Here is a 13,390-nt window from a genome sequence, read left to right on the forward strand (position 1 = left end):
TAAAATAACTAACTTAGATCTTTAACCTCTAAAGTTTTTAGCTCCTGCTCAGAACATTTATCTAGGTTGCTAGAAATTCTTAAAGCATGGTTTTGAATTAGCTTTTCAATAGAGTTACGAACAAATCGAGCATTTGAAAAATTAGCTTTGCATCTCTCTTGTTCTATATATGTCATAATTGATGATTCAAGTGGTTGTGATAGTTGATAATCATTTTCTTCAGTTAATTTTTTGAAGATCTCAATTAATTCCTCAGAATTAAAATCATCAAAGTGAATATATTCAGAAAATCTCGATCTTAAGCCGGGGTCACTATCTAAAAATTTATCCATTTCAGCTTTATAACCTGCTATAATAACTACCATATCATCTCTATAGCTTTCTAAGTTAGTTAGAAATGCAGGTAAGATTGCCTTCCCGAACTCATCACCTCCCCCTTGAAAAATAGAATATGCCTCATCAACAAATAAGATAGATCCTTCCGCTTTTTTAAAAATTTCGGCAGTTTTTTTCTCTGATTCTCCAAGGTATTGCCCTATAAAATCAGAACGAGTTACTTCTAATATGTCACCTTTAGATAGAAAGCCAAACTCTTTGAGTATATCAGCAACAATTTTGGCAACAGTTGTTTTTCCTGTGCCTGGGTTACCAGTAAATACCATATGTTTACTTATTTTGACTTCTTGAAATCCAATGTCTTTTCTAGCTTTTTGAACTTTTAGAAATGCATCAATTTTATTGATATGTTTTTTTACAGATTCTAGACCAATCATTGAGTTGAGTTTTTCTATTGGCATATTGGAGCTGAATTTCTTTTCCACCTCTGTTTTATTATTTAATAAATCTAATAAGTTATTAACTAAATCAGCCTTTTTTCCCTGAGTACCTGTTTTATACATGCTACAAACCGATTTTAAGTCCTTATAAGTAAATGCATTTAAAACATGCTCTGGAGTTTCATCTTTTATAATGTGATTAACTAAGTCTTCCTTTTTACCTGTTTTCGGTTCCCCTAGTTTGTGTAATGCATCCTGAATCTCTGTTTTATAAAAAGCGTTCATAAGCTCTTTCAAAGTCATTCTGTAACCCTATTATTTTAATAAATAAAAATAAGCGCGACCGCGTTTTTCAAACTTAAGCAAACCTCGCTCACGGCTGTGCATTAATTCACATGCACTTATTTTAAGGTGCTTCATCGCTTCTTTGCTGGTAAGCCAAACACCCTTTGGATTTTGCTCTGTCATTTTAATTTCTCAGCTAAGTTAAAATTAATATACATAACTCTTTGTACATCGACAAATTTAGCTATGGAGGGTACTGCCGATTTACCCCCGTGTTCACACCCGAAATTGGATCAAGGAACGGGCTAAAGCCCGACTTACGGTGGCAAGCAACTATAAAAGAATAATAAACGCGTAAAACCGAATGTTTTTATTGATTAATTTATTTAGTATCAATAATCTATACAGATGGATTTTAAAAAATAAGAAAGCAATGGAAGCTGATAAAAATACATCTAATGCTGTTTCTAGTACACGCCCACTCAATATTGTTTGCCCTGACTGTGAAGAAGAAAATACTTTAGAGTACGGAAATCATATTAAATGTCACAAATGCGAAAATTCATTTGCAGGTCATACGTATCAAAGGTTTAAGAAGCCATTTTTTACAGCAAAGTTTGCTTTGTTTATTGGTGCTGTAGGTGCATATAAGCTTGATAAAGAGCTACTTGAGCCAAGCCGTTATTCAACGGGAGCTATTGTTGAGATAGTTAGTTTTTGTTCAGACCCTGGTACAAGCTTAAGCCGTTATGAAAGGAAGTATTTAGCTAAAAACTGCATTTGTGCTTTAGATCAAACAATGAAAGAAGTGCCAGAGGCTGAGTTAAGCTCCAAAGCTAGTAAGTTTCAGAAAGTATTTTGGAAAAATTATCAGCAATGTAAATAGCGGCATTCATGCCGCTATCGCTCTAAAATTTACTTAGATTTTGGGGGATTATTACCTCTGCCTGGGCCTGATGGGTTACCTGTTTTACTAGGTCCATTTGGTGGTGCTGGGCGTGATGATTGCTGGTTGTTTGCTGCTGCACGTTGAGCTCTTGCGGCAAAGCTTCCCTGTTCAACTAAACCATTGTTTGCTTTTGCTTCAGCTGATTGAATTCGTGCAGCGGCACTTTGAGTCATGTTTTTCATGAGTATATCCTTTTTAAGTTTAAAAATAGCTCTTCGCTTAGAGAGCAAGTTCATCTTACGGAGCACTCTGGGACAATTTGGGACAAAAAATGGAAAAATACGAAGAATTACAAAAAGAAATAAAATTTATAATAAATAAGCTTGGGTTGAGTATCACTGAAGTAGCTAAGAGAGTGTATTGTGAAAGGTTTGAAGATGACGACACAGAAGAAGAGCGTAAGTTTGTAGAAACCTTTCGTAAAAACTTAAATAGGCAGGCAAAACCTGAGTTATTAGAAAGCTATTTGGGCAATATTGCTCAATTGAGGGAGTTTAAAAATTCAGATTTAGCAATCTCTAGTGCTCTTAATTTAGGTTTCATTCCGACAGATATTCAAAGGGGTCTGCAATCTATTTCTGAAAAGATATTGTTTGAAGATCGCTTAAGAAAAGATAGCATTGAATAAATACCTCCCTAGCTAACACATAGGGAGTAATTACAACCAAATTACACGGATGTAATGTTATGAATAAATGGATTTTATTACTCGCTACTTTGTTTGTGAGTTTCAACACGGTTGCTGAAGAGCAATATTCAAAAAGTCGCTGCGATAGTATTGAGGCTGAGCGCGAGGGCATTCGTAAAAGAATGAATCGTAGCTACACGGCTAGGCAAGGTGAACGGTGGAATCAGCGTTTAGATGAGCTTTTTACGCTGCTTGCGAGACACTGCAAACACCCAAAAAGAAGTTCTGGTAATGGCGGTAATTATACGTATCGCTCGAACCCTACCGCACTATTAAACACCAAAGTACATAACTCTACGGTGTATTCAAATTCATATAATGACGATAAAAAGCGCCATGCTTGGGGGCAATTTTATCGATTACCTGATCGCTGTAGAGCGAAGAATATTCAGCAAGCTGATTTTGTATGGTGTAGCGAAAATAAAGCTGAGCAAAAGGCGCTATTTGAATCGGCTTGGAGGGGTAAACAAAAGTCAGAATATAAAGATGTAGTTATTACAGTAAAGCCAACCATTACAGAAATAAATACAAACAAAGCCACAAGCAAAGTTGCAATAAAGAGCCCGATAACCGAGCCACCAATTCAGCAAGCTTCGCCGCCTTTAGATGAGAGTGTTGGTCTGCAATTGACAAAGTTGAATGACCTTAAAATTTGGCAATTAGCCTTGGCTGGCATTGCGGCCATGTTGTTTGTGTTTGGTCTTTATCGTTGGTTCAAAGATTGAGTTATTAGACGGGCTAAAGCCCGACCTACAATGCCTCGCAACTCGCAACTCGCAACTCGCAACTCGCAACTCGCAACTCGCAACTCGCATCTCGCAACTAAAGCACCAACACCTCTCCTTGTAAACTCGGTGAGTCTGCAATACAGGTTTGGAGTTGTTCTATCAACAACAGGGCATTCGCTGATGGTGTGCGTGAATGTGGCCAGAGGGCGTAAATTGGCCTTGCGGGAATGTTGTGGGGTGATTCTATATAACTAAAGTTGCTGGTGTCGTCTATACAGCAAATTTCGCTCATGGGTAGTAAGCCAATGCCATAGCCTGCCTCAACCATTTTTCTGGCGATTGTAATATCAAAACAAAAACTTATGTGTTCATACTCGGTTTTTAATTTATTTAGCAAACCGCTGGGTAGTTGTGACTCTGAATATGGCAGTATCAGCCTTGATGTTGGGGCATCTTTCTTTTTAATCAGCTTTATTGCGATCATGCCTAGGCGCTTTTGAAAATAGCTTGAGTCTTGTTGTTCGCCGATGCGAATGGCTAAGTCAAAACGTTTTTGGCTTAGTTGGCTGTTGGCATTACTTGGGTAAATGTGGAGGTTTAGCGCAGGGTTTGCCATCGCAAACTGATTAACTGCACCCATCAGTGGGCCCGCAATGATGTTTTGTGGGCACAAAAGGTAAAACTCTTTTGCAGCGGGCGAGTCATTTAATTGCTCAAGCTGGCTGTTAAGAGCAAGCACTTGCTCGCCTAATTCGTTATACAGTGATTCGCCTTTGGCGGTTAACACAATGCCTCGGGCGGTGCGTTGCAGTAATGGCTCGGTGAGTTTTTCTTCTAATGCCTGAATGCGCCTTGATAGGGTCGATAGGTTCAGTCCTAAATCTTTTGCTGTTTGGCTCATGCTTTTACGGCGCGCTATTTCAATAAATAAATGCAGATCATCCAGCATACGACTCCCTCAATCTTAGTTTGCATTTTCGTGACTGTTGCCACTTGGCCTGTGCAAATATAGTAACGCCAAGGAGGACATATGAAAATTCATTTTACTTTTACTGCGGTATTTTCGTTTTTAATGTCGTTTTTACTTTCGGCGTGGGTCACTTATGTCAACTTAGGACTGAGCGATACATTTTTTCTAAGTTGGATGAAGGCGTTTGCTATTGCCTGGCCTGCTGCGTTTGTGGTGGCTTTTACGGTTGCCCCGCCTATTCGGGCATTGGTTTTAAAGTTATATAGTAAGGAGTCAGTATGATTAATATCGTGGCAAAAATTACCCCAAAGGCTGCATTATTTGACGACTGTAAAGGGCGTTTACAGGGCATTTTAGCAGCTACTCGTGCAGAGCCTGGTTGTAATCGTTTTGAGCTATTTGCGAGTAAAGAGCAGCGTTGTTTGTTTTTAGTTGAGCAGTTTGAATCGCAAGCCGCCCTTGATGACCATTATGCTCAGCCTTATACCAAAGCTGTGTTCGTGTTTTATGAAAATGCCTTGGCAGAGCCTGTTGAGGTAGAGAAGGTGGAGGTGTGTTGAGAAAAAGTTAGCGAGATGCGAGGGGAAAGGAGCTAGGCTCTAGGGACTAGGGGAGGTCGATCTGTGGGGTTGTTCAGATCAATAGTTCTTCTCTGCAATGACAACCTTGTAGGAGGTATTGTAGGAGGTACTTTAGTGCCGAAAAAAACTAGGCTACTGGGGAAGTACTGCTATTCGTAGCCTAGTTTACAAGGTTGAAATGGTTACAGCATATGCAGGATTTGTTTGGCTTTTTCGCGGGTTAAACATGCGGCCATTGGGCGTTTTGCAAATAGCTTGGCTGAGACTGTTTGTTCTTTGCCCATGTATTGGTTATGCAGTGTTTGCACATTGACTTTACAGGTCACAGAATGGCTGTTTTCTACATATCGAATTTCTACTCGTTCTACTTTTTTAATTAAGTTTTTATAAGGATAGCCTTCATCGGTATCAAGCTGAGTAATTACTGATTGGTTGGCATAACTAAAACTTGTAGCAAATAAAAGTAATAAAATAAGTAAGTATTTCATGGTGGTTGTCCTTGTCTTGTCGCGGTTGGCAATATGAGTATTACTCGTGTTACTCCTACTGACAAACGATTAAAAATTACCTATGCTTAAGTTTTAATTAACTATAAGTGCGTATGCAGTTACCTCCATTAAAAAGCCTTTGGTATTTTAAGCACGCGGCAGAGTTAGGTAGTTTTAAGCTTGCGGCAGAGCAATTGTTTGTTAGCCAAGCTGCGGTTAGCCAACAAATTCGCTTGTTAGAACAACAGCTTGATTGCAGCTTATTTACTCGTCATACCCGTTATGTTGAGCTGACCCGCCAAGGCGAACAGCTATTACCCCATGTACTTAAGGGGTTTAGTCATTTGCAAGCAGGCGTGCAGGCTGTTAGCCAGGATAGCCACCCAAATACGTTAAACTTAACTGTGCTGCCTTCGTTCGCCAGTGGTTGGTTACTGGGCCGTATTAGTGATTTTCAAAGCAAATACCCCAATATCAAAGTGCGTATTGAACCGAGCGATCAACTTGCTGATTTTTCAGCAGGGCAGGTTGATTTAGGTATTCGATATGGGCAAGGTAGCTACCCAGGTTTGCACAGTGAGCTTATCAGTGATGACAGCCTATTTTTGGCTTATAAACCCGGCGCTATTGATGTTAATAAACCCCTTAAACCGCAGGTGTTGGCACAAAAACTAATTAAAGATGTGTGCCCTGATGCTGAGCGCGGTTGGTCAACTCTGGCTCAGCAATTAGCAGTAAGCCCTGATGCACTACCTGCACTTGAAATTGATAACGCAGCTTTGGTTATTCAAGCCACGTTAGCAGGGCAAGGTATTGCATTGGTAAGGCGGCGGTTAATCGAAACTCAACTGCAACTTGGTCAGCTAGAGATTTATCCAAGCTTTGAATATCACTGCCAATTTAAGTATTACCTTGCAGCGCCTACCGATCATTTTAAATGGCCAAAAGTACAGCTGTTTAAAGCTTGGTTACTTGAGCAGTTTGCTATGGATGATCAGCAGTTTGATAGTGGAAATAATTAACCTTAAGCCCTTCATGATTATTGCTCGTTCGCTATGTAAAATTGTTAGGCAGGTAATTTGTCATTCTTTTAGATGAATTTGCCGCAGATTTGTTGCAGTTTTATTAGAAACTGATAATCTGTACCCCTAACCTTTACAGTGACGTAAATTAATGATTAAACGGATTTTAATGACAACAGCCTTGTTGTTGCCCGCTTTTGCTTGGGCGCAGCAAAGCGCTCCTTCAGATGCATGTCAAAGCATGCAAGCCGAACGTATAGAGCTACAAATAGCCCTGCGTAAAACCAATCTTCTCGACAAAATTGAAGCCTATAAGCAGCGCATTCAAAGCTTGTCGGCACGAATATCTGAAACTTGCTTTAGTGAAGAGCAAATTGCTGAGCTAAAGTCGTCTTTGTATAACCCTGATATTACTGAGCTTGAAAACACCTTGGCAAAGCCATTAACAGAGCAAGCCTACATCAGCAAACAAGCAGCTTGGGACCGCTTTTATGTTATGCCGCCACGTTGTGCTGCTCGCTCGTTACAGTTGCAAAACCTTGAGTCGTGTCTTGAAAATAAGCAAATTCAGTTTCAGCAATTTGATATGTTATGGCAACAAAAAAGTGCGCAACTTGCCCGTACAGAAGCAAAACCAACAGATTCGTTTCATGAGTTTGTTTTACCTAGCAAAGCCGAACGAGCTAAGTTAAGCGCCGAGCAAGAATTAAAGCGCTACAGCTACAGCACAGATTCGTTTTTACCAACCAACATCATTGTGTTGTGTGCTTTAGCCGTATCGGTGTTCTTTGGTTTGATATTTATTTTTCATTGGTTAATGCGCCCACGGTCAGTGGTGAAGTGAGCATTTAGTTAGCGAGGGGAAAGTTAGCAAGGGGAAAGGAGCTAGGCGCTGGGTTTTAGGCGTTAGGACGCGATGTAAAATCGCTGATTTAGTCGTTAGAGGTCAGATGTTAGATGTCAGTCGAACAGTGGGGTTGGTTAGGTCGTGCGTTCTTCTCTGCATTTGAACTGCTCATTTTTAGGGTAGGTTGGGTCGAGCGGAGCGATACCCAACATAATCCATGTAAACCTTTTCATTTAGACGCGCGAAACAAGTTTCACGCCTACGGGGGAAAATAGGCGCTGGGTTTTAGGCGTTAGAACGCGATGTAAAATCGCTGCTACAGACTCGCATCTCGCAACTCATTCCTCGAAACTCGCACCTCGAACCTCGCATCTCGAACCTCGCATCTCAAATATCGAAACTCGTACCTTTCCCCTCGAAACTCGTACCTCGTTACTTAATCACTCATCCGTTTTAAACTGTTTGGCGCGTTCTTCTGCGTCAATTAACGCTTGTGATTTTGGCTGTTTGTTTTTGCTTTCTATCACAGGCTTTTCGTCTGAATTTGGGTCCCAGGTTGGATCAAGCGATAGGTTCGCAAATGGATTATACGGCTTATCGTCTTGTTGCTCTGGCTCTTTGTCGGCTTTTTCACTTTTTTCTTCAGGCGTTTCTTCAAGCTTATCGTCGTTACTCAGTTCGTCAGACAAATCAACAGTTTCTACCGCTGGCTGTGATGGCTCTTCTACATAAACGGAAGCTGGTTCATCTTGTAGTTCTTGTTCAAGTGCTTGTAAGGCTTTAGCTAAATCATCATCGTTAATGTCGTCGTGTTCTTCTGCTGGGTTTGGCGCAGTGACTGTGTGCTCATCTTCATTAAAATGATCAGCAAACGATAAATCATCACCCATCAATGACGATAAGTCATATTCAGGCACTTCATCTTTAGACGGTTCATCGTCGGCAATCGGCTCTTTTGTAGAGTATTCATCAAAGCCAAACGATGACGAACTTGTAAAGCTTGGCTCTTCGATTTCTGGTTTCTCTAGCTCATCGATTTCCGGCTTTTCGAGTTCTTCTATCTCGGCTAACACTGGTTCATCGTCGGCAATCGGCTCTTTAGTTGAGTATTCATCAAAACCAAACGATGACGAACTCGTAAAGCTTGGTTCTTCAATTTCTGGTTTTTCAAGCTCATCGATTTCCGGCTTTTCGAGTTCTTCAATCTCAGCTAATACTGGCTCATTGTCGGCAATAGGCTCTTTAGTTGAGTATTCATCAAAGCCAAACGATGACGAACTCGTAAAGCTTGGTTCTTCAATTTCTGGCTTCTCTAGTTCATCGATTTCCGGCTTTTCGAGTTCTTCTATCTCGGCTAACACGGGTTCATCGTCGGCAACCGGCTCTTTAGTTGAGTATTCATCAAAGCCAAACGATGACGAACTCGTAAAGCTTGGCTCTTCTAATTCTGGCTTCTCTGGTTCATTGTTATCAGTATCTGCAAATGGCTCAGGTGTAAGAGGCTCATCTTCAATAGGCTCTTGGGTTGTGTACTCGTCAAAGCCAAATGATGACGAAGCGGTATAACTCGGTTCTTCTGATTCCGGTTGTGTTTCAGGCTCGTCTTGCTGAACGTCATCAGCTTGCGGCTCAGCTTCCTCGTTGAGGTTATACGATGAACCTTCTAGGTTTGCTAATTTTAGTTCTTGCTCTAGGCCGCGCTGCTCATCCAAAAAGTCGTCATCAGCGTCATTTACGTTTTTCTCGTCGTAACCAAGTTCAAGATCTTCGAATTGATGGGCATCAGCAAAGTCTTCTGCTGGTGGCTGTTCAGGTGAAGTTTCAGACTCTTGCTCTTCTTTATCACGCTGAGCACTAAAGTGCATAAGCTCAGAAAGCTCGTCATTATTGTCAGTTTCGGTTGCAGTAAATGTATCGTTGGCAAGCGGGTAGCTGTCTTCATGAGGGTGCTCTTGTTCTTCAGCCAGCACTGCGGCTGTTGCTTCTTTGAGTTCCTCAGCTTCTTTTTCAGCAGCTGCTTGTGCTTCTGCAGCTGCTTTAAGGGCTTTAGCTTGCATTAGGCTTTGTTCAAGTTCTGAATCGGCGTCTGCTTTTTTGCTTTGACGAATACGCACAATCACTAAACCTGCAACAAGTAATACCAACAACACAATTAAGCTTGGCATTAATAATGAGCTTGAAGAGCTATCGCTGTTTGCAGGAATAGGTTCTGGCATAGGTGCAGGTGTTGGCGCAGGTTTTGGTGCCGGTTCTGCTTTTACTTCAGGTTCAGCTGGTTTTTCAGCAGTTGCAGTCTCAGCACTTTGGGTTTTAACTTCAGCGGCTTGATCTTGAATAGCAGGGCTAGTAGTTGATTCTACTATAGGTTCTTCAGGAGCATCAGAAATCGTAATACGGTCAACTTTTGCTGGTATTTCGGTTTGTTCTGCAGAGGCATTTGTTTGCTCTGTTGGCTCTGGTTCTTGAACTTCTGGCTCAATTGCTGGCATTTGCTGTTCGATAGGCTCAACGGTTTGCTCTGCAATAGGTGCCGTAGTTTCTTCAGGTTCAGCTTGAATAGCGCCTGAGTGCACCCTAGGGTTAGCCGCTGCAGTTGAATTAACTGGGGCTGTTTCTTTGGTTTGTTGCTCTAGTTTTTCGAAAGCAGCTGCATTGTTTACTGGCGTTGGATTTTTGCAGTTTTTCTCATAGTTTCTGGCAGCTGAGCGATAGTTTTTATTGCTGGTGTTAAAGCGATACTCATGCATTTGCTGTTTTAACAAAATACACATGGCTTCGTTGTACTGCGCTTTACTCGTAAAGCTTAAGCTTAGGAGTAATAAGAGAAAAGTTGTTTTTATAATTGGCATAAGTTCCAGACCAGTAAGGTTTAGTCGATGACCTAACAGTTAATTAATTCTAAGCTGAGACGAGTAATTTATCCACATTTGGTTAACAAATTAAGCGTATTTGTAGTGGTTAATCAATTACCATGAGCGCACGGTATTCGTCGTAAGCAAATTGGTCGGTCATTCCGCTTATGTAATCTTGAATTAAGCGGCAGCGATAATAAAACTCGTAGGCGGCAAAATGATCCGGTTCGGCTTTTAAGGCATCAATGGCTTTTTGGTAGCTATTTAAATGTTTATTAGATAGTTTTTTAACCAGACGAGTTTCAATTAAGTAGTTTTGGTCGCCTTTTAAAACACGTTTAAAAGCATCAGCATCAAGGGCTAGTAAAGGTTTATAGCAGTCAAGTAAACCGCTAATTATACGGTAACCCTGTAGCTCTAAACGCTCTACTTCTTTGTGGCAAAATACATGCTTTAATGCCACTTGTTTTAAGGTGAGCGTGACGGCATGCAAGTGACTTCGATCTTCTAATAAAGCCTGATTAAAATCACCGTGGTAAATGGCTTCAATATTATTAATAAACCGCTCTGCTGCGTAGCTTACTAATGGGTGTAGCAAGGTCACGCGCAGGTAGATAAAAAATTCGCTGTTAAAATTGTACGGCTGCTCTTGTGCTTTACTTAACGCATAATCAATGGCTTTTTCGGCAAAGTCGCTGTGTTTGGTATCGTCTATGGTTAGGTTTGTGAGTGTGCGGGTGTATTGCTCTTTTAGCTTTTCGCAAAGCGACTCAACACTAATAATGCCTTTTTCTACGGCATCTTCAATATCGGCCAAACAATACGATATATCGTCAGCTGCTTCCATAATGTAGCTAGCAGGATGACGGCAGTATTGCTCAATTTCTAGTTCAGTTTGTAGTGCTTCAATAAACGGCTTTTCGCTGAAGTAGTAACCCACTTTTTTCATTAAGTAGTTTTTATCTTGCGGGCTGTCTATTTTCGCCATGCTGGCCGGGCGTGTATATTTTAAAATGCCGGCACTTTGGCTGTAGGTTAAGTTTAGAGAAAGTAATGAATGAATTATGCGAATACCTTGGGCATTACCTTCAAAGCTTTTTATATCTTGGGCTAGGTGTTTAAAGATCACACTAATTCCAATGCCTTTACAGCGCTCAGGGGTTAGTGAATCTAAGTGTTTATCAAACCATTGGTTGATGGCTGCTTCGCCAAAGTGACCAAACGGTGGGTTGCCTATGTCGTGCATTAGGCACGCCATTTCTACTAGGCTTTCTAGCGGACGCTCAAGCCCAGCTAGGCCATATTCTTTTTGTTTGGCATCACTAAGCTTATTAAAAATGGTTTGCACAATAAACCGGCCCACTTGTTGTACTTCAAGCGAATGGGTCAGCCTTGAGCGTACTGCAGCATTACGCTCGAGTGGAAAAACTTGGGTTTTTTGCTGTAAACGGCGAATTGCAGCACTGTTAATAATGCGGCCCCGATCACTTTCAAGCGCAGTGTGTAAATTATTGGTAGAACGCATTTCGCGCGCTGGAGTAATTTTTTTACCAAAATCGATCATTTTATATTCCCACAAAGCGGTAAAATCGGGCTTTTGCGTTTTGTTAGCAACATTTTGCCATTTATTAAATTAAATCTAACAGCTTGTATCTTAAATTAAAATATTCATTTTTATTAAAGTTATTACTTTAAATCGTGGCCTTTATTCATATATTATTCAGTTTTACGCACTTCTTCATTATCTTGTATTAGAAAGGAAAGCCTTTTGGCTATAAAGCAATGATGCAAACTCTGTCTCAAAAACCATGGCTCCTAGCCAGTATTCTTCTGTGTTGTATTGGTTTAACGGCTTGTAAGAGCACCCCAGAGCCAAGCGCTGAAAGCACCTTAACGGTGGCCGAAAAAAATGCCATTAAGGCCAAGCAGGGTGCACTGTATGCGCGAGGGTTTTATGAAAGCCAACTTGGTAATATCAACTACGCCTCTGCTAGGCAATGCAGTAACTTTAATTTGCAAAGCCACCGTGGCTCAATTCGTTATGCAGAAAACTCACTTAACGCGGTAATAGATGCCATCGACAACAATTTTGATGTTGTTGAGATTGATGTGCGAATTACTCGTGACGATGTGTGGGTTGTACATCATGATGCCCGTACAGGTCGCGAAACAGGCACAGTTGACAATAAGCGCCGCAAAATTGAGTCTATGAGCTATAAAAAAGAGTGGGGCTATTTACGTCATCGTAACCAAGATACCGGGTTACTTACCGATGATATGCCACCTTCATTTAGAGAGCTTGCTGCCACATTTGCGCGCTACCGTAAGCCTCATCAAAAACTGAATATTGAAATAAAATCAAAGGCCTCAGTTAACGATTTAAAAATGCTTGATTATTTAGCATATGAATTTGTTGGCGGTGGTAACTACTTTTTCAGCAGTTTAGAAATGCGCAACCTGACTCGTATGCGCGATATTAACCCAGATATTTACTTGGCATTTATTCAGTCACCAGCAAAAGCCTCGATGAATAAGTTAGCAAGTGACCTAAAACGCGGCGCTGGTAGCGACCCAATTTACGAGCGCAACAAAGAAGAGCTTGAGAGCTTACAAGCACTTGGTAATCGCTATCATCGTGAAAAACGTTACGACAGCCCAGTTAAGCTTGATAAATTAGCAAAGCAGCTAAAACGTAACTTTGGCTATGTACTTGATATTCGTCATTACAAGCAAAGTGCAGCACGCTTAAAGCCGGTTGCTAAAGCACGCGGTATTATGATTGCCACTTATTCTATTAACGGCCACGACTACCATGAGCGCAGCCTATTAGCGCAGTCGCGTTCTCTGCGCCCTGACTCTGTGATTATGGACGATACCGTTTATGGCTTTTGTTCTGTGTTTGAATTACCAAAAATGCAGCCGTATTTTAGCGATGAAGCAGACGCTAAGTTAATTGCTAGCATGCCTGCTGACCTTGATTTAGAGCGCCTTGATGAGCTGTATGCTTATAAAGGTAATCAGCTTTACCCAGCGGTGGGCGGCACGCTTAAATCAACTCAAGCACAAACTTATATTCCCAAAGTAACATCGACTCCTTCAGCGCCTAATTTAGAAATAGGGACTCGCCAAGCCGATGAAGATTTTAGCCTAGAAACAGATCCTGCTGTTGAACTAGAACTGCGTAAAAAACAATAAGAATAAAAC

The 13,390-nt window shown here is 41.0% G+C and carries 15 protein-coding genes; 8 read left to right on the top strand and 7 right to left on the bottom strand.

Features of this window, described 5'->3' with window-relative positions; translation table 11 throughout:
* Window positions 1-8: 8 nt before the first annotated feature.
* Both MTF66_RS01930 and MTF66_RS01935 read right to left on the bottom strand, forming a co-directional pair.
* A complete protein-coding gene (locus tag MTF66_RS01930; protein ID WP_248526157.1) occupies window positions 9-1,079 on the bottom strand; it encodes an AAA family ATPase in 1,071 nt (356 codons plus the stop codon).
* 12 nt (window positions 1,080-1,091) lie between these two features.
* Complete coding sequence (locus MTF66_RS01935; RefSeq protein WP_248526158.1) at window positions 1,092-1,244, bottom strand: hypothetical protein; 153 nt, start codon at window positions 1,242-1,244, stop codon at window positions 1,092-1,094.
* Between the two features lie 181 nt (window positions 1,245-1,425).
* On the opposite strand from MTF66_RS01935, the gene MTF66_RS01940 reads away from it, so the two are divergent.
* Entirely contained in the window at window positions 1,426-1,947 is a 522-nt protein-coding gene (locus MTF66_RS01940) for a hypothetical protein (protein WP_248526159.1), read from the top strand.
* A gap of 29 nt (window positions 1,948-1,976) precedes the next feature.
* On the opposite strand, the gene MTF66_RS01945 is transcribed toward MTF66_RS01940, so the two are convergent.
* Window positions 1,977-2,192, bottom strand: a complete 216-nt coding sequence (locus tag MTF66_RS01945; RefSeq protein WP_248526160.1) for a hypothetical protein — start codon at window positions 2,190-2,192, stop codon at window positions 1,977-1,979.
* Between the two features lie 89 nt (window positions 2,193-2,281).
* Here MTF66_RS01945 and MTF66_RS01950 point away from each other — a divergent pair, with 89 nt between their 5' ends.
* Both MTF66_RS01950 and MTF66_RS01955 read left to right on the top strand, forming a co-directional pair.
* Window positions 2,282-2,638, top strand: a complete 357-nt coding sequence (locus MTF66_RS01950; RefSeq protein WP_248526161.1) for a hypothetical protein — start codon at window positions 2,282-2,284, stop codon at window positions 2,636-2,638.
* Between the two features lie 59 nt (window positions 2,639-2,697).
* Window positions 2,698-3,423 carry a hypothetical protein gene (locus MTF66_RS01955; protein ID WP_248526162.1) on the top strand — a complete coding sequence of 242 codons (726 nt, stop codon included), beginning with the start codon at window positions 2,698-2,700 and terminating at the stop codon, window positions 3,421-3,423.
* Between the two features lie 97 nt (window positions 3,424-3,520).
* Here the strand turns inward: MTF66_RS01955 and MTF66_RS01960 are convergent, their stop codons facing one another.
* Entirely contained in the window at window positions 3,521-4,375 is an 855-nt protein-coding gene (locus tag MTF66_RS01960) for a LysR family transcriptional regulator (RefSeq protein ID WP_248526163.1), read from the bottom strand.
* A gap of 81 nt (window positions 4,376-4,456) precedes the next feature.
* On the opposite strand from MTF66_RS01960, the gene MTF66_RS01965 reads away from it, so the two are divergent.
* Entirely contained in the window at window positions 4,457-4,678 is a 222-nt protein-coding gene (locus MTF66_RS01965) for a DUF2798 domain-containing protein (protein WP_248526164.1), read from the top strand.
* Entirely contained in the window at window positions 4,675-4,956 is a 282-nt protein-coding gene (locus tag MTF66_RS01970; RefSeq protein ID WP_248526165.1) for a putative quinol monooxygenase, read from the top strand. Before MTF66_RS01965 ends, MTF66_RS01970 begins: the two co-directional genes overlap by 4 nt.
* 203 nt (window positions 4,957-5,159) lie before the next feature.
* On the opposite strand, the gene MTF66_RS01975 is transcribed toward MTF66_RS01970, so the two are convergent.
* Window positions 5,160-5,465 carry a hypothetical protein gene (locus MTF66_RS01975; protein WP_248526166.1) on the bottom strand — a complete coding sequence of 102 codons (306 nt, stop codon included), beginning with the start codon at window positions 5,463-5,465 and terminating at the stop codon, window positions 5,160-5,162.
* 113 nt (window positions 5,466-5,578) lie between these two features.
* Here MTF66_RS01975 and MTF66_RS01980 point away from each other — a divergent pair, with 113 nt between their 5' ends.
* Entirely contained in the window at window positions 5,579-6,487 is a 909-nt protein-coding gene (locus tag MTF66_RS01980; protein WP_248526167.1) for a LysR substrate-binding domain-containing protein, read from the top strand.
* Window positions 6,488-6,638: 151 nt separating this feature from the next.
* On the top strand, window positions 6,639-7,331 hold the full coding sequence (locus MTF66_RS01985; protein ID WP_248526168.1) for a hypothetical protein: 693 nt from the start codon (window positions 6,639-6,641) through the stop codon (window positions 7,329-7,331).
* Window positions 7,332-7,774: 443 nt separating this feature from the next.
* Here MTF66_RS01985 and MTF66_RS01990 read toward each other — a convergent pair whose 3' ends face one another.
* Together MTF66_RS01990 and dgt are read right to left on the bottom strand one after the other, a co-directional pair.
* A complete protein-coding gene (locus MTF66_RS01990) occupies window positions 7,775-10,183 on the bottom strand; it encodes a hypothetical protein (RefSeq protein ID WP_248526169.1) in 2,409 nt (802 codons plus the stop codon).
* A 109-nt stretch (window positions 10,184-10,292) separates the two neighbouring features.
* Window positions 10,293-11,750: a dGTPase gene (dgt, locus tag MTF66_RS01995; RefSeq protein WP_248526170.1), complete on the bottom strand. Its 1,458-nt coding sequence runs from the start codon at window positions 11,748-11,750 to the stop codon at window positions 10,293-10,295.
* A gap of 218 nt (window positions 11,751-11,968) precedes the next feature.
* On the opposite strand from dgt, the gene MTF66_RS02000 reads away from it, so the two are divergent.
* Window positions 11,969-13,381: a glycerophosphodiester phosphodiesterase family protein gene (locus tag MTF66_RS02000; protein WP_248526171.1), complete on the top strand. Its 1,413-nt coding sequence runs from the start codon at window positions 11,969-11,971 to the stop codon at window positions 13,379-13,381.
* Window positions 13,382-13,390: the final 9 nt, after the last annotated feature.

The organism is Pseudoalteromonas sp. 2CM39R, from assembly GCF_023161845.1.